This window comes from Streptomyces sp. (assembly GCF_036566765.1).
Classification (GTDB): Bacteria; Actinomycetota; Actinomycetes; order Streptomycetales; family Streptomycetaceae; genus Streptomyces.
Map to the genome: position 1 here is coordinate 1 of NZ_DATCVQ010000398.1, position 15,429 is coordinate 15,429.

The 15,429-nt window shown below is 73.0% G+C and carries 12 protein-coding genes; 7 read left to right on the forward strand and 5 right to left on the reverse strand.

Going from position 1 to position 15,429, the window contains the following annotated elements; all coding sequences use genetic code 11:
- Positions 1–421 precede the first annotated feature (421 nt).
- The 7 genes from VIU94_RS23280 to VIU94_RS23310 all read left to right on the forward strand — a co-directional run bounded on the left by VIU94_RS23280 (position 422) and on the right by VIU94_RS23310 (position 10,646).
- Entirely contained in the window at positions 422–1,855 is a 1,434-nt protein-coding gene (locus VIU94_RS23280; RefSeq protein WP_331913818.1) for a hypothetical protein, read from the forward strand.
- Positions 1,852–3,312: a VWA domain-containing protein gene (locus VIU94_RS23285; RefSeq protein ID WP_331913807.1), complete on the forward strand. Its 1,461-nt coding sequence runs from the start codon at positions 1,852–1,854 to the stop codon at positions 3,310–3,312. Before VIU94_RS23280 ends, VIU94_RS23285 begins: the two co-directional genes overlap by 4 nt.
- An 83-nt stretch (positions 3,313–3,395) precedes the next feature.
- Entirely contained in the window at positions 3,396–4,520 is a 1,125-nt protein-coding gene (locus VIU94_RS23290) for an ATP-binding protein (protein WP_331913808.1), read from the forward strand.
- Complete coding sequence (locus tag VIU94_RS23295; RefSeq protein WP_331913809.1) at positions 4,517–7,324, forward strand: DUF5682 family protein; 2,808 nt, start codon at positions 4,517–4,519, stop codon at positions 7,322–7,324. The genes VIU94_RS23290 and VIU94_RS23295 overlap by 4 nt, the downstream gene beginning before the upstream one ends.
- A gap of 441 nt (positions 7,325–7,765) precedes the next feature.
- Positions 7,766–8,614, forward strand: coding sequence for a phosphatidylinositol-specific phospholipase C/glycerophosphodiester phosphodiesterase family protein (locus tag VIU94_RS23300; RefSeq protein WP_331913810.1), 849 nt, complete (start codon positions 7,766–7,768; stop codon positions 8,612–8,614).
- A gap of 137 nt (positions 8,615–8,751) precedes the next feature.
- Positions 8,752–8,946 (forward strand): hypothetical protein, encoded by a 195-nt coding sequence (locus VIU94_RS23305; RefSeq protein ID WP_331913811.1) that lies wholly within the window; start codon positions 8,752–8,754, stop codon positions 8,944–8,946.
- Positions 8,947–9,062: 116 nt separating this feature from the next.
- On the forward strand, positions 9,063–10,646 hold the full coding sequence (locus tag VIU94_RS23310; RefSeq protein WP_331913812.1) for a hypothetical protein: 1,584 nt from the start codon (positions 9,063–9,065) through the stop codon (positions 10,644–10,646).
- 124 nt (positions 10,647–10,770) lie between these two features.
- Here VIU94_RS23310 and VIU94_RS23315 read toward each other — a convergent pair whose 3' ends face one another.
- From VIU94_RS23315 to VIU94_RS23335, 5 genes are all read right to left on the reverse strand, one after another.
- A complete protein-coding gene (locus VIU94_RS23315; RefSeq protein WP_331913813.1) occupies positions 10,771–11,568 on the reverse strand; it encodes a VOC family protein in 798 nt (265 codons plus the stop codon).
- Between the two features lie 96 nt (positions 11,569–11,664).
- Positions 11,665–12,903: a phosphodiester glycosidase family protein gene (locus tag VIU94_RS23320; protein ID WP_331913814.1), complete on the reverse strand. Its 1,239-nt coding sequence runs from the start codon at positions 12,901–12,903 to the stop codon at positions 11,665–11,667.
- A 61-nt stretch (positions 12,904–12,964) separates the two neighbouring features.
- Positions 12,965–13,327, reverse strand: a complete 363-nt coding sequence (locus VIU94_RS23325; RefSeq protein ID WP_331913815.1) for a DUF779 domain-containing protein — start codon at positions 13,325–13,327, stop codon at positions 12,965–12,967.
- Positions 13,328–13,466: 139 nt separating this feature from the next.
- On the reverse strand, positions 13,467–14,786 hold the full coding sequence (locus VIU94_RS23330; protein WP_331913816.1) for a phosphoribosyltransferase family protein: 1,320 nt from the start codon (positions 14,784–14,786) through the stop codon (positions 13,467–13,469).
- Positions 14,787–14,833: 47 nt separating this feature from the next.
- Positions 14,834–15,429, reverse strand: a 596-nt coding sequence (locus VIU94_RS23335; protein WP_331913817.1) for a CapA family protein, incomplete at its 5' end; no start/stop codon positions are given.

The following is a 15,429-nucleotide window of genomic DNA, read 5'->3' on the forward strand; positions in this document are numbered from 1 at the left end:
ACGGCCCCGCAAGCTCGCCAAGGTTCCGTTCGTGGAGCTCGCCGACGGTCGCCTCCAGGGCGTCGTGTCCAGCGGCTCGGACATCGGGCGCGTCTACGTCTCGTCGGTCGCGGCCGGCACGTACGCGTTCGCGTGCAGCACCAACAACAACCGGCCCTGCGGCGGCGCGCGAGGGTCCTTCTGCAATCACATCCGCGCCCTCGTCACCGAGGCGGTGCTGCAGTACGGGGCCGGGCGCGTCGCGCGCTACCTGAAGGCCGAGCCCGCCGACGGCGAGCCGTCCGCCCCGGGCATCACCGACGCGATGGTCGCCGCGCGCCCGCCGCAGGGCGACACCAAGGCCGGCGCGGTCGTGTTCAGCCGGTTCCTGCGCCACCTGGCGTACCTGGAACTCGCGCCGACCACCACACCGTTGCCGGAGATGCAGTGGTTTGCGCCGACCAGGGCGACCGCGGCCGAGTCCGTCGACTCGCCCGCCGACCCGTCCGTCGAAGGGCTCGACGACGCACTCACCGCCGTCGACGCCTTCGACCGCGTGCTCGTCGCCGGGCTTCTCCGGCCGCAGCCCGCCCAGGCCGCCGGCCTGGCCGAGCTCGCCCAGGCCCTTGCCGGCTCCCCGCTGGCCGCGCGGGTCGCCGAGGCGGCAGAGAAGGCGGCCGCGGGCACCGCCGGCGAGGACTGCCTCGTCGCCCTCGCCGCCGCCCGTACCGCCCTCCTCGGCTCCGTCCACGACGCCGTGACGGAGCACATGACGGAGGTCGCCGGCCGAGCCCGTGCCGACGCGACCGCCCCGGCCGCCGACGCCGACCGACCCGCCGCCAACCTCCTCGCCGCCGCCCGTTCCTGGCTCGCCGACCTCGCCCGCTCCGGCTGGCAGGGTCTCGACCACGACACCGTCTCCGGCGCGGCGCAGGTCGTCTCCGCGATGCTGCCGGACCCGGCCCTGCGCCGCCTGGCCACGCTCCTCGACGGCTTCGCCGCCGAACTCGCCGCGTCCTGCCCGGGTGCTTCCCTGGACCGCATACCGGCACGGCGGTGGGCGGACCTGTGGTCGCGCGCGATGGTGCTCACCGTCCCGGGCGCGTTCGGCGCGCCCGTCACCGCCCCGGCCACCGGGCGACTCCTGCCGCTCGGCGTCGACCTGCACGAACACGCCACCGCCGTCCAGGCCCAGGTGCACGCCGTGTACGAGCCCTCCGACGGCGCCCCGCCCCTCCTCGTGCGCGCCGCCGTGTCCGCGCCCAAGCCCGACACGGTCGTCGGCGCCGGCCTCTGGCAGCTGCTCCGCCCGCACATGTCGCTCCTCGCGGCCGTCGGCGAGGGCCGCTCGATGGAGCTCGACGGGATGCCGCTGACCGCCGAGGGCGACCTGCTCTGGGACGACGCGCACGCCCGCCCGGGCGAGCCCGCGGACGCCTTCGCCACCGCCCGCGTCGCCCTGTCCACCGCCGCAGACCCGGCGACCGCGCCGCTGGACCGGCACCCGACACGCCTCGCCGTGCCCGTCCTCCTGGAGGGCTACACGGCCGAGGCGACGGACGACGCCCTGACCTTCACTGTCGCCGGGCGGCAGCCGTACGCCGTCGAAACCGACCGCCTCCCCGCCGCCGGCCCCCTGACCCCCGAGGCCGTCGCCGCCTCCGGCGCGTGCATCGGGCTGCTCCGCTGGGACGCCGGGACGTACCGCCTCCAGCCCCTGGCCGTCGAGACGACCGTGAGGAAGAAGACCGTCGCCCTGCACGCCGGCGGCTGGGCCGGCGGCACGACCGACAAGGCCGGCGTCAAGGCCGAGAAGGCCGCCACTGACGCCGTGGCCGTACTGCGCGAACGCGCCGGAAAGCTGCTGCGCGCATGACCGACCCGACCCCGGAGACCGTCCGCATCACAGAACTCGACCGGACTGCCGAACTCGACCGAACTGTCGAACTCGACCGCACCACCGAACTCGATCGGACCGCCGATCTCGCCGGGACCGCAGACCTCGATCGGGTCGCTGAGCCCGTCGAGCCCGACCCGAGTCCCACCCCCGACCTCCACGAGAACCGTCGCCAAGTCCTGTACTGGCGTCTCCTCGCCCGCCTCTTCGACCACGAGGAGCAGCCCTCACTCGAAACCGCGAGCCTCGCCGTCGTCGAGGACATCGGGCTGCCGTCCGGGCTCCTCGACCCGCAGACGTCCGTCGACTCGATCGTGCAGCGCCACCCGGAGCTGGCCGGCGAGATCGACGGGCTGATGGCCCCCGAGCCCGACGCCGACGGCGCGCGCGACCGTGCTGCCGAGGTGCGTCGCGCGGCGCTTGCCGCCAAAGTGCTGCTCAACGTGTTCGCCACCGGGTCCGGCACCGTCTCCGCCGGGCAGCTGGCGCGCTGGCAGTCCGACGCCGGCTGGATGGAGCGGGCGCTCGGCCAGGGCCCCGGCGCGCGCCGCGACCCGGAACTCGCCGACATCGAGGCCGATCTGGTGAAGCGGATGCACCTGCGCGAAGTCCTGGCGGACCCCAAGCTCGCCGCCCAGCTCACCCCGAGCATGTCGCTGATCGAGCAACTCCTGCGCGACAAGAGCAATCTCTCCGGCGTGGCCCTGGCCAACGCCAAGGCGCTGATCCGCCGCTACGTCGACGAGATCGCCGAAGTGCTGCGCACCCAGGTCGAGAAGTCCACCGTCGGCGAGCTCGACCGATCCGTGCCGCCCAAGCGCGTGTTCCGCAATCTCGACCTCGACCGCACCATCTGGAAGAACCTCACCAACTGGAGCCCGGAGGAGGAGCGGCTGTACGTCGACCGCCTCTACTACCGGCACACCGCCCGCCGTACGACGCCCCAGCGGCTGATCGTCGTCGTGGACCAGTCCGGTTCGATGGTCGACTCGATGGTGAACTGCACGATCCTGGCTTCCATCTTCGCGGGACTGCCGAAGGTCGACGTCCACCTCATCGCCTACGACACCCGGGCCATCGACCTCACCCCCTGGGTGAACGACCCCTTCGAGGCCCTGCTGCGCACCAACCTCGGCGGCGGAAACGATGGGCCGATCGCGATGGCCATGGCCCGGCCGAAGATCACCGATCCCAAGGACACCGTGATGGTGTGGATCTCGGATTTCTACGAGTTCGACCGCTCCCAGCCGCTGTTCGAGGGCATCGAGGCCGTGCACCGCTCCGGCGTGAAGTTCATCCCCGTCGGCTCGGTGACCAGCTCCGGCCGCCAGGAGGTCAACCCCTGGTTCCGGGAGCGCTTCAAGGCCCTCGGCACCCCGGTGATCTCCGGGCACATCAACAAGCTCGTCCACGACCTCAAGACGTTCCTCGCCTAGCAATCAAGCGACGACGAGCGTTCCGAAGACTCTCCGAAGACTTTCTGAAGACTTCTCAAGGCATCTCGAAAGAAGGCCCTCTCATGTCCGACCTGTTGCGCGCCCCCGCCGAGATCAAGTACGCCGAGGAACTCGACTGGCTCGAGTCCGTCGACGACGCTCCGAAGCCGTTCTCCTGGCGGCTGTCGCCCAAGATGGTCCGGCTGTTCGTTCTCGGCTCCGAGCGGGCCGACGGGCTCGACCGGGAGATCGCGCCGAAGTGGTTCGGCGACCGCAGCTTCGTCGAGCGCTCGATCGTCACCCTCGCCTCCGACCGCGGCCTGCTGCTCATCGGCGACCCCGGCACCGGCAAGAGCTGGCTGGCCGAGCTGCTGGCCGCGGCGATCAGCCGCAACTCCACGCAGGTGGTGCAGGGCACGGCCGGCACCACCGAGGACCACATCAAGTACTCCTGGAACGTGTCCATGGTCATCGCCAAGGGCCAGTCCCGGGAGTCGATGATCCCCTCGCCGATCATGAACGCGATGGAGACCGGCACCATCGGCCGGTTCGAGGAGCTCACGCGCTCCACCAGCGACGTCCAGGACGCGCTGATCTCGATCCTCTCCGAGAAGTACATCTCGGTCCCCGAGCTGGACGGCGGCGACGGCGGCGAGAACATCGTCTTCGCCAAGCCCGGCTTCTCGATCATCGCCACCGCCAACAGCCGCGACCGGGGCGTCAACGACCTCTCCTCCGCGCTCAAGCGCCGCTTCAACTTCGTCCGCATCCCGGTCGTGACCAACAAGAAGAGCGAGGCGGAGATCGTCCGCTTCCGCACCGAGGAGTTGCTGCGCCGGCACCGGATCGAGCTGGACGTGCCGCCGACCCTGCTCGACGTGCTGCTGCAGAGTTTCGCCGACCTGCGCGCCTCCGCCGCCGCGGCCGGCAGCGACGAGGAGAAGCTGGAGTCCGCGCTGTCCACCGCCGAGCAGATCGGCGTCCTGGAGGACGCGATCCTGCACAGCAACTTCTTCGGCGAGCGCGAACTGACCGCCCGCACCCTGGCCTCCTCGTTGGTCGGCTCGCTCGCCCGGCGCGAGCCCGAGGACCTGGCCATTCTCAACAAGTACCTGCACGGCGTCGTCGAGCCGCGCAGCAAGGAGGACGGCGGCTCCTGGCCCGAGTTCCTGGAGGGCGGCCGCGACGCGATCGCCACGCTGTCGTGACCGGCGCCCACGAGGGGACCTTCGAGGCGCTTCGCGCCCAACTCCAGGAAGCCGCTGCGACGTTCGCCGACGGGCCCGGCGCCCTGGAGGGCATCCTGCTCGGCCTCGTCGACGACGTCGACCGCGCGGTCCGCGAGCCGCTGGAGATCTTCCCGGTCTGTCACCACTCCCCGGCCTCCGCGCTCGCGATGGCCCGCCGGCTGCGCGAGAAGCAGCCGAAGGTCGTGTACCTGGAGCTGTGCGAGGACATGGCGCCGCTCCTGACCGAACTGCGCAACTGCCGCCTCCCGGTGGCGGTCCAGGCCTTCGCCACCGAGACCGACGGCTTCCCGGCCGACTGGTCGCCGCTGTCCGTGGTCGCCCCGATCACCGAGGCCTCGGCCGAGTACCAGGCGATCGCCTACGCCCTGGACACCCCCGGCGTCGAACTCGTCCTGGTGGACCGGTCCTCGGACCATGTCTTCCAGTGGGACGCCCGTGGCGAGGAGGAGTCCGGCGCGGACCCGGAGGACGCGTCCCTCGCGCCGCCCGCCGAGGAGGCCGGGCTGCACGGAGACGCCGTCGGCGTGGAGATCGGCGACCTCCGGCCGCGCTTCGCCGAACTGGAGGAGCATCTGCTGCGGCACGGCCGGGTCCGGCACTGGTCGGAGTGGTGGCACCAGTACGTCGAACTCCCGCTGGGCGACAGCGACCACGACACCTACCGCCAGGCCATGTTCCTCATCGGCAGCCTGTTCCGGCGGCTCGCCCCCGGCGACCCGCACCGGGTGCGGGTGGACGAGGACCGCGAGCGGCACATGTGGACCCGGATGCGCGAGCACCTGGCCGCCACCGGCGCCGACCCCGCGGACTGCCTGTACGTCTGCGGCGCGTTCCACGCGGCCAGCCGGGTCGAGGAGTTCGGCGTCGACGGCAGCGACACGTTCGAGATCGGCCCGCGCACCGGCACGAAGTGGCGGCACGGCCTCATCCCGTCCAGCCACGCCGCGATCGAGGCGCAGTTCGGCCTCGCCTCCGGCTCGGTGTCGATCGCCGCGACGGTCTGGGCGAAGAACCTCCAGCGCAGCCGCGTGGAGCCCTTCCGCCTGGAGGGCCAGGCGGGTGCGAAGAAGGCCAAGGCCCGAAAGGCCGTTTCCGCGGTCGTCGAAACGGAGACCGGGCCCGCTGACCGGCTGACCGGGTTCCTGCGCCGGCCGCCCGTCCTGGACGGGCTCGACGAGGCCGAACTGCTCGGCTGGTCGGTGGACATCGTCCGCGCCGCCCGGCGCAACGGCTATCTCGCCTCCACCGCCGACGCCATCGCCGTGTTCGAGACGTCGATCCTGCTGGCCGGGATGCGGGACCGGGCCAGGCCCACCCCGTACGACTTCCAGGACGCGGCCGTCACCTGCATCGAGAAGGACTCCGTGCCCGGCCGGCGCGATGTCCGTCGGCTCGTCGAGATCATGATGGGCGGCGACCGGATCGGGCAGGTCGGCTACGACGCGCTGCCGCCGCTCGCCCGCGACGTACACGACCGGCTCGCGCCGCTGGAGCTGAGACTCCAGCAGCGCGGCGTCCAGCGGGCCCTGCTCGACATCGCCGGCCGGCCGGAGCTGGAGCGCTGCTCCGATGTGCTGTGGATGCTGCGGTACCTGCTGCCGCACGGCGCGGCCCGCCCCATCATGGGCGAACGGTCCCTGGGGGAGCGGTCCATCCAGGAGTCCTGGGACCTGGCGCTCGGCAATCACCAGCGCTCGCTGATCGAGCTCGGCTACGAGGGCGTCAGCATCGAGCAGGTCCTGGAACAGCGGCTGCGCCGCCGGGCGTACGACGCCCAGGCCACCGCCGCGACTGTCCTCGAGACCGTCGAGGACGCTACGCGCTACCTGCGCAGCCGACGGCTCGCCGATGAGCTGGGCGCCCGGGCCCTGGAGGTACTGGCCGCCGAGCGGACCGTCGACGGAGCGCCCGAGGTACTGCGTCGGGTGCGGCGGCTGCTCGCGTACCACCGCACCGCCGATCCGGTGCTGCCGCCCTGGATCGAGTCCTTCGTCAAGGCCGGGTACGCGCACTACTGCACCCTGCTGCCGACGGCGTTCACCGACGAGGACGCCGGCGTACGGCACGTCGCGGCGATGCTCGGCTTCCTCTTCGGCATGGAGACCCTGGCGCTGTCCCTGGGCTGCGACCGGACCCAACTGGAGCTCGCGGTCGCCCAGTCGCACCCGCAGGACCCGTCGAAGACGGCGCTGCTGTGGGCCGCCGAGACGCAGCTCGGCCGGGTGAGCCGGGCGGAGCTGCGGGCTCGCTGCGACGAACTCCTCGCCAACCCGATGGTGGTGCCCGCCTATCCGCGCTACCTCAGCGGCTTCGTGCACGCCCTGGAACCCGTCCCGGGCCTCACCGACTTCGTCGTGGAGGCGGTGTCGAACGCCTTCGGCCGGCTGCCGGACCCGGTGCTCCTGCCGTGGCTGCCCACGCTGATCACCACCCTGCGGGCGAACGGCGCCGAACTGGCCCCGCTGCTGATTCGCGAGGCCGGCCGGATCTTCCCCGGCCGCCTCGCCGAACTGGACGCCTGGGTCCCGCCGTGGCGGGCACAGCCCGCGCCGCCGGTGTCGTTCACGGCAGGCGGGCCGGCGACGGGCCGCGGCTCCGCGCTGCTCGCCGCGCACCCCGCGGCCTGCGACGCGCTCGCAGACCTGCTGGGCTGCACCGGCGGCTGGGAGACACCGCAGGGATCCGGCCATCCGGGCGCGGCCCTGATCGACCGCCACCCGGAGCCCGCCCGAGCCTTGGAGGCGCTGTTGGCGGGTCGCTGATCGGGCGGGCGGCAGGGCCGCTGATCGGGCGGGCGACGGGCCGCTGACCGGACAGCGACGGGCCGCTGACCGGACAACGGCGGGTCACTGATCGGGCGGGCGAGGGGGCCGCTGACCGGACAGCGGCGGGTCGTTGCCCCGGCCCGTGGCAGGTCGACTCACGGTCCCGTTCCCGGCCACCGACCGAGCCCGCCGCCCGAGCCCGCCGTCCGAGTCCACCGTCCGAGTCCACCGTCCGAGCCCGCCGTCCGAGTCCACCGTCCGAGTCCGCCGTCCGAGTCCGCCGCCCGGGCCCGCCGTCCGGGTCCGCGAACTCCCGGCGACCTTCGCCGGGATGTTCGGCCAACTCTTCGTGCCCGCCGACCACTTGAGCCTCCCGGGTGCGCATACTCGGAGCCGTCCGGCCGTCCCGGCCGCCTCCGACGCACCCGGGAGACCCTCATGGCGCAGTTGTCCCGCCGTACCGCCGTCGTCTCGCTCGCCGCCGCCGCCGCGGGGCTCGCCGCGCCCGCCGCGCGGGCCGCGACGCGGCCGGTCACACCCCTGCCGCAGGCCCACGCGCACAACGACTACTTGCACCCCAGGCCGCTGCTCGACGCCCTCGACCAGGGCTTCACCAGCGTCGAGGCGGACGTCTTCCTCGTCGACGGCGAACTCCTCGTCGCCCACGAGCCGGCGCAGCTCGACCCCACGCGGACGCTCCGGCGGCTCTACCTCGACCCGCTGCGCGACCGGGTCCGCGCCCACCACGGCTCCGTGTACCCGGGGTACCGGAAGCCGGTTCAGCTGCTGATCGACATCAAGGGCGACGGGGTCGCCGCGTACGAGGAGCTGCACCGCCAACTCCGCCCGTACCGGCGGATGCTGACCATCGTCACCGACGGACGCCCGCACCCCGGCGCCGTCACCCCGGTCATCTCCGGGGACCGCGCCGCCCGCGCGCCCATGGAGGCCCAGCGGGTCCGGTATGCCTGCTACGACGGCCGCTTCGACGACCTCGCCGCCCCGGTTCCCACGCCCGCCTCCTTCATTCCCCTGGTCAGCGGCAACTGGACCCAGTTCTTCGGCTGGCGCGGCGACGGCCCGTTCCCCGCCGCCGAACGCGCCCGGCTGCGCTCCCTCGTCGACACCGCCCAGGCCCAGGGCCGTCGCGTCCGCTTCTGGGCCACCCCCGACCAGCCCGGCCCCGCGCGGGACGCGATCTGGACCGAACTGCTCGCCGCGGGCGTCGACCACCTCAACACCGACGACCTGGCCGGCCTGCGCCGCTTCCTCACCGGCCGGGGCTGAGCCGCCCACGCCTCGGACGCGAATCACCCGGAATCACCCGTACGGCCGCCACGCCGTACGGCCGGACGGCCCGGCCACTGCGCCACACTTGCCGCCGAACGCCGCAATTCCGGCGCGGCGCAAGGAGGGTGAGGGCGATGGCGGTCTCCATTTCCGTGGTGCTTCTTCTGCTGGTCCTGGCGGTGATCTTCCTCCGCAACGGCGGACTGAAGGTCACCCACGCGCTGACCTGCGCCCTGCTCGGGTTCTTCCTCGCGGGCACGAGCATGGCGCCCAGCATCCACAACGGCGTCGCCGCCACCGCCGACGTGGTGAGCAGCCTCAAGCCGTGAATCATTGCACCAGCGTGAAGTGGTCATGAAACACGGGGCAGTTGCATGTACATCTCAGGCACTCGGGCCTAGCGTCGGCCGCCGGCGCGACCCACGCACGCACCCGAGGAGCCGTGATGTCCCCCTTCCGCAGCCGAGCCCGCGCCCGCGCGCTCGCCGTCCTCGCCGCGCTGTGCGCGACCGCGCTCGTGGGCGTGGTGCCCCCGGCGCTCGCCGACGACATACCCCTGGCTCCCGGCCACCGCCTCGTCGCCCCCTACGAGGGCGCCCCCGCCACGGCCCGCCCCGTCCCCGCCGAGGCGCCGCCCCAGCATCCGTACCTCGCCCCCAACGGCCGCAGCGGCATGCACGCCGACGCCGCCGGCAGCGGCACCCACCCCTACTCCGGACCGCTCGGCCGCGACCCCCAGGTCACCAGCGAGAAGATCGCCGCGCTCGGCGGCGAGTGCGCCACCGCCACCTTCGACTCCGGCGGCCGCCTCCTCACCGTCTGCGGCACCTTCTCCGGGTTCCTGCTCAAGCTGCTCGACCCGCGCACGCTGGCCACCCTCGCCGAGTACAAGCTGCCGCAGCGCTCCTCCACCGTCGAGGCCGTCACCCGGCTCGACTTCGAGAAGATCTTCAAGGACACCTCCGGCGGCGCGTACTTCTACCTCGACCACCGCGACCGCGTCGTCCTCGCCGACTCCCGCCAGCACGTCCTGCGGATCGCGCACGGCCAGAACCCGGACGGCGGCTGGAAGTTCACCGTCGAGGACGACTGGGACCTCACCTCCCACGTCCCGCACGACTGCGTCAGCTGGACCAACCTCTTCCCCAGCGGCGTCTGCGACCCCGTCACCTCCGTCATGCCGGACTGGCAGGGCCGCATCTGGTGGGTGACCCGGCTCGGCCGCGTCGGCACCGTCGACCCGGCGAGCGGCGCCCTGAAGTCGATCCGGCTCGACGGCGAGGAGATCCAGAACTCGTTCTCCGTCGCCGCCGACGGAGTCTCGATCGTCTCTGACCACGCGCTCTACAGCTTCCGCGCCGCCGCCGACGGCACCCCGCAGATCCAGTGGCGGCAGACCTACGACCGGGGCACGGGCACCAAGCCCGGCTCGGTCAACCAGGGGTCCGGCACCACCCCCGACCTGTTCGGGGACGGCTATGTCGCCATCACCGACAACGCCGACGGCCGGATGAACGTCCTCGTCTACCGGCGCGGCACGGACGTCTCCGTCGACCGGCGGCTCGTCTGCAGGGTCCCGGTCTTCGGCGCCGGCGCGTCCACGACCGACAACTCCCTGATCAGCTGGGGGAACAGCCTCGTCGTCGAGAACAACTACGGCTACGAGAACCCCACCACCCTGACCCTCGGCCGCAGCGTCGTCGGCGGGGCGACCCGGATCGACGTCCGGCCCGACGGCAGCGGCTGCGACACCGTCTGGGAGAGCGACGTCCGCTCGCCGTCCACCGTGCCCAAGCTCTCCACCGCCAACGGCCTGCTCTACTTCTACGAGAAGCAGCCGCACGCCCTCGGCATCGACGCCTGGTACCTCACCGCCGTCGACTTCCGTACCGGCAAGCGCGTCTGGAAGCGGCTCACCGGCACCGGCCTCCTGTACGACAACAACTGGGCGCCGATCACCATCGGCCCCGACGGCACCGCCTACGTCGGCGTCTTCAACGGCATCGTCGCCGTCCGCGACCGGACCTGACCCGCACACGGCGACCCACCCGGCAGCGCACGCGGCGACGCATACGGCGACGCGCCCGGGGCCGATCGATCCGGTCCCGGGCGCGCCGTGTGCCGTGCCGCTGCCTGTGCCGCCTGTCGCGGCCTCAGACCATCTCGGGCATCTCGCCCTCGGTGGTCGACATGTCGATGACCGCGAACGCGGCGCCCTGCGGGTCGACGATCGCCGCGAACCGCCCGAACGGGCTGCCCATCGGCCCGAACACCTTCTTGCCGCCCAGCTTCTCCGCCTTCGCGACCGCCGCGTCGCAGTCGTCGACCGCGAAGTAGAGCTGGAGGTACGGCGGGATCTCCGGCGGGAAGTCCTCCGACGTCATGGTCATCCGGCCGAGGACGGGCATCTCGCCGCCCAGGTCGAAGACCTTGTAGTCGATGTGCTCGTCCTTCATCTTCTTCGCGTTGTAGCCGAAGACGGAGGTGAGGAACGCGTCCGACTTCGCCGGCTCCCGGGTGAACACCTCGGCCCAGGCGAAGCTGCCGGGCTTGCCCTCCAGATCGAAGCCCTTGTGGGTCCCGCCCTGCCACGCGCCGAACACCACGCCCGTCGGGTCCTGGCCGATGACCATCGAGCCGAAGTCGCCGACCGCCATCGGCTCCATGAGCACCTTGCCGCCGGCCGCAGTGATCTTCTGCGCGGTCTCGGCCACGTCGTCCGACGCGAAGTACAGACACCAGGCCGACTTCGGGTCGCCCTGGCCGGGCATCGGGGGAACCACGGCCGCGACCGCCTTCCCGTCCTTGTACGCCTGCGTGTAGTTGCCGTACTCCGACGAGGCCTCGCCGAAGGTCCATCCCAGCACTTCGCCGTAGAAGGCCTTCGCGCCCTCGACGTCGGTGAACATCGCGTCGGCCCAGACAGGCGTGCCTTCAGGTCGTGCTGCCATGACGGTGACTCTCTTCCGATCGATGGTTGCTGCTGCCAGCCACGCTAGCCACGGCCCGTGCGTCCCGCACGGTGGCTTGGCGTCCGAACGGGTGTTTCAATCGCGGGAGAACACGCCGATGCCGTTCGGCACCGGCCGCTCCGCGCCTCCGCTGGGATGGTTGCGCACCGTGACCGCCGCATCCCCGGGGGAGCGGGTGACCAGCGTCGACGACCCGCCGCCGTCCAGGCTCAGCGCGTCCGTCGCGCCCAGCTCCGCCATCAGCTCGGCCACCTCGGCGACCGTCAGGCCGCTGCGGAATTCGGGGCCGCCGTCCAGTGCCATCAGCAGCAGCTCCTCTCCGTCGTTCCCGATCCCCGCCGCCGAGCGGACCGCGAAGGCCACCCGGTCGAGCCCGTCGAGCGGGACCCCGTCCCGCAGTACGGGGAACCCGCCGACCGCGAACCGGTACGGCGCCTGCGTACGCTCGGCGACCAGCCGGTGCCGTACGGACACGGGGTCGCCGACCGACAGCCGGCGCAGCTCCCGGGCCCCCGCCTCCCGGCCCACCAGGACCTTCGTGCCCTCGGTGATCGGGCCCCCGCCGGGCTTCTCGGCGACCGACGTCACCCGGCCCGCCCGCACCGTCACCTCGTACGTCTCCGCGCTGCACGGCGCCGCGCGGTCGGTGTCCGTGCCGCAGGTCGCCCGCAGCCGGGACGCCGCGCCCCAGTCGGAGGTGAACACGCCGACCGAGCCGACCGGCAGCGCGTACTGGTTCAGGCCCCCGAGCGGCAGCCGCGTTCCCCGCGTCGTGACCGTCCCCTGCAGCTCCAGCGCGCCGAGGCGGGCCCGGTCGTCCCAGCCCACGCCCAGCACGTCTTCCGTGCTGGTACCCGGCGGCAGCGCCGGGCCGAACCGCTGCCCGTTCGGCACGGCCGCCTTGAGCGCCCGGCCGTCGGCGACCGCCGGGCCGACGGACGCGCCGGTCGCCTCCACCCCGGGATGCTGGGTCTCGGAGATGTTGAAGAAGTCGCCGTTGACGCCGCCGACCGCCCCCTGCGCGTCCGCGAGCGCGGACAGCGGGGCCCGGGCGGCGACCGCCCCCGGATGGAGCAGGCCGACCGACACGTCCGGCTCGGTGAGATCCACGGAGAGCAGATGCGCGCGGACCGGGCCCTTGGCCGCGGTCAGATCCAGCGTCGCGTACCGCACCCCCGAGGCGAACTCGGTCCACGCCGCGGTCCGCGGGGCCGCGACAGCGGGTGCGGTGCCGGCCAGGCCGGCGCCCAACAGGGCGCACCACGCGAGGAACAGGGCCAGTAAGTTCGTCGTACGGGCTCGAGAGGGCGCCACGGAACCTCCTGATGACCGGTCAACTCCGAAAGTCAAAGATGAGTTGACCAGACCCAGAAGGCTAGACGCCGATCACCCGGGAACGGATGAGGAAACGCACTCCCTCCGGCGCCTCCAGCGAGAACCCGCTGCCCCGGCCGGGCACGACGTCGACGATCAGCCGGGTGTGCCGCCACACCTCGTACTGCGTCTTCGACATCCAGAACGCCACCGGCTCGGTGACTCCGGGCACGGCCAGCGATTCCAGGAGAACGTCGGAGTCACCGGTGCGGAACTCGCCGTCCGGGTAGCACATCGGCGCGCTGCCGTCGCAGCAGCCGCCGGACTGATGGAACATCAGCGGCCCGTGCAGCGCGCGCAGTCGCCGCAACAGTTCGGCCGCGGCGGGCGTCAGCTCCACCCGCGGCTCGGCGCTCGCGTCCATGCCCCGCCCCCTTCTCCCGGCTCGGTGCGTCGTGCCTGGTGCGTCGTTCGTCCAGGAGACATGGGGGGAGGTTGCAGGGAGGTTGCGAGCCTTTCGGTGACGGCTGACGGCTGACGGCTGACGGCTGACGGCCGGCCGGTCAGAAGTGCTCGGCGAACCAGTCGGCCGCCAGCTCGCCCACCCTCTCGAGCGTTCCCGGCTCCTCGAAGAGGTGCGTGGCGCCGGGCACGATGTCGAGCCGGTTCTCGCAGCGCAGCCGGGCCTGCGCCCCGCGGTTGAGGTCGATGACCAGGTCGTCCCGGCCGCCCACGATCAGCAGCGTCGGGGCGCGCACCTCGGCGAGCCGCGCCTCCGCCAGATCGGGCCGGCCGCCGCGGGAGACCACCGCGGACACCGTCGCCGCCGGGTCCGCCGCCGCCCACAGCGCGGCGGCCGCGCCGGTGCTCGCCCCGAAGAACCCGGTCCGCAGCCGCCGCGTGTCCTCCCGGCCGCCGACCCAGGCCGCGGCCTCGGTGAGCCGCCCGGCCAGCAGCTCGGTGTCGAAGACATTGGCCCGGTTCGCCGCCTCCGCGTCCGTGAGCAGGTCGAACAGCAGCGTGCCCAGACCCGCCCGGTTCAGCGCGGCGGCCACGGCGCGGTTGCGCGGGCTGTGCCGGCTGCTGCCGCTGCCGTGCGCGAACAGCACGATCCCCGCCGCCTTCGGGGGCAGCGTCAGCTCCCCGCCGACCTCCGCCCCGCCGACCGGGAGGCGTACCTCCGTCGGCGGCAGCCCGGCCGCGCCCTCGGCTGCCTGTGCGGCCGCGTCGTCACCGGCGCCGTACGCCGCGCGGTTGCGGTCCAGGCAGGCGACGACGTCCTCGTCGGGGGTCTGCGAGAAGTCCAGGTAGAACTGACCGATGGCCTGGAAGAACGCGGGCTCGTGCACGCACACCGCCTCGTCCGCGTTGTTCCCCACCCGCTCGGCCCGCCAGCCCGCGGGCGCGACGGGCACCGCGAGCACGATCCGGGCCGCGTCGCGCGCCCGGACCACGCGGCAGGCCGCGAGCGCGGTCGCCCCGGTCGCCAGCCCGTCGTCCACCACGACCACGGTCCGTCCCCGGAGCGGTACCGGGTGTCGCGCCCCGCGGTAGCGCGCGGCGCGCTCGTCCAGGAGAGCCAGCTCGCGCTCCTCCACGGCGGCGAGGTCGCGGGACGTGACCCTGCCCCGGCTCAGCACGTCGTCGTTGAGCACCCGCACCCCGCCCTCGCCGACCGCGCCCATCGCCAGCTCCGGCTGGTAAGGCACGCCCAGCTTGCGGACGAGACAGATGTCCAGCGGGGCGGCGAGCGACTCGGCGACCTGCTCGGCGACCGGCACCCCGCCCCTGGGCAGCCCCAGGACCACCACGTCGCTGTCCTTGAGATGCGTCAGCCGGGCCGCGAGCTGCCGGCCCGCGTCGATGCGGTCGGTGAAGTACATGTCGCTCCTCCTCACCGGTCCTCTGCGATCTCACCGGTCCTCTGCGGTCAGGCCGCCCGGGCGGTCAGGGCGCCGTCCGGCGCGAGGTCGACGCGCACGCCGAAGGGCCCGCTGATCCGGCCGAGTACCTCGTGCAGCCACTGCCCGTCCCGGCGCGAGGCATGCTCCAGGCGCATCCGCCGGGACCGCAGCGGAGTCATCCGTACCTCCTGGAGCGCGCCGTCCGCGGCCGCCACCGAGACGATCGGGAGCAGCCGGAGATCGTCGCGGTACTCCTCGTAGCCCGAGATGCCCTCATAGTCGTTGATCAGATCCCCGCAGCCGTACAGGACCAGCCGGCCCCGGTACGCCTCCAGGGGGCGCGGGTGGTGCGAGGAGTGCCCGTACACGATGTCCGCGCCGCCGTCGATCAGCGCGTGCCCGAGGGCCACGTCGGCGGGGGGTACGCCGTAGCCCCAGTTGGAGCCCCAGTGCAGCGACACGACGACGATGTCGCCGGGGCCCTTCCGGTCGCGGATCCCCGCCGCGAGCCGGGCCGCGGCCTCGTCGGCGGGCCCGTCCGCGTAGTGGACCCCGCCGCGGCGGGCGCCGGCGGCCCATGCGCGCGGGATGCCGCTGGAGCCCAGGCCCAGGGCGAAGACCA

What these genes read in the sequence shown, in the direction of transcription:
- VIU94_RS23310 (WP_331913812.1), top strand. Translation starts at nt 9,063, where the DNA reads ATGTCCCCCTTCCGCAGCCGAGCCCGCGCCCGCGCGCTCGCCGTCCTC.
- VIU94_RS23325 (WP_331913815.1), bottom strand. Translation starts at nt 13,327, where the DNA reads ATGGACGCGAGCGCCGAGCCGCGGGTGGAGCTGACGCCCGCCGCGGCC.
- VIU94_RS23285 (WP_331913807.1), top strand. Translation starts at nt 1,852, where the DNA reads ATGACCGACCCGACCCCGGAGACCGTCCGCATCACAGAACTCGACCGG.
- VIU94_RS23315 (WP_331913813.1), bottom strand. Translation starts at nt 11,568, where the DNA reads ATGGCAGCACGACCTGAAGGCACGCCTGTCTGGGCCGACGCGATGTTC.
- VIU94_RS23330 (WP_331913816.1), bottom strand. Translation starts at nt 14,786, where the DNA reads ATGTACTTCACCGACCGCATCGACGCGGGCCGGCAGCTCGCGGCCCGG.
- VIU94_RS23290 (WP_331913808.1), top strand. Translation starts at nt 3,396, where the DNA reads ATGTCCGACCTGTTGCGCGCCCCCGCCGAGATCAAGTACGCCGAGGAA.
- VIU94_RS23300 (WP_331913810.1), top strand. Translation starts at nt 7,766, where the DNA reads ATGGCGCAGTTGTCCCGCCGTACCGCCGTCGTCTCGCTCGCCGCCGCC.
- VIU94_RS23305 (WP_331913811.1), top strand. Translation starts at nt 8,752, where the DNA reads ATGGCGGTCTCCATTTCCGTGGTGCTTCTTCTGCTGGTCCTGGCGGTG.
- VIU94_RS23280 (WP_331913818.1), top strand. Translation starts at nt 422, where the DNA reads ATGCAGTGGTTTGCGCCGACCAGGGCGACCGCGGCCGAGTCCGTCGAC.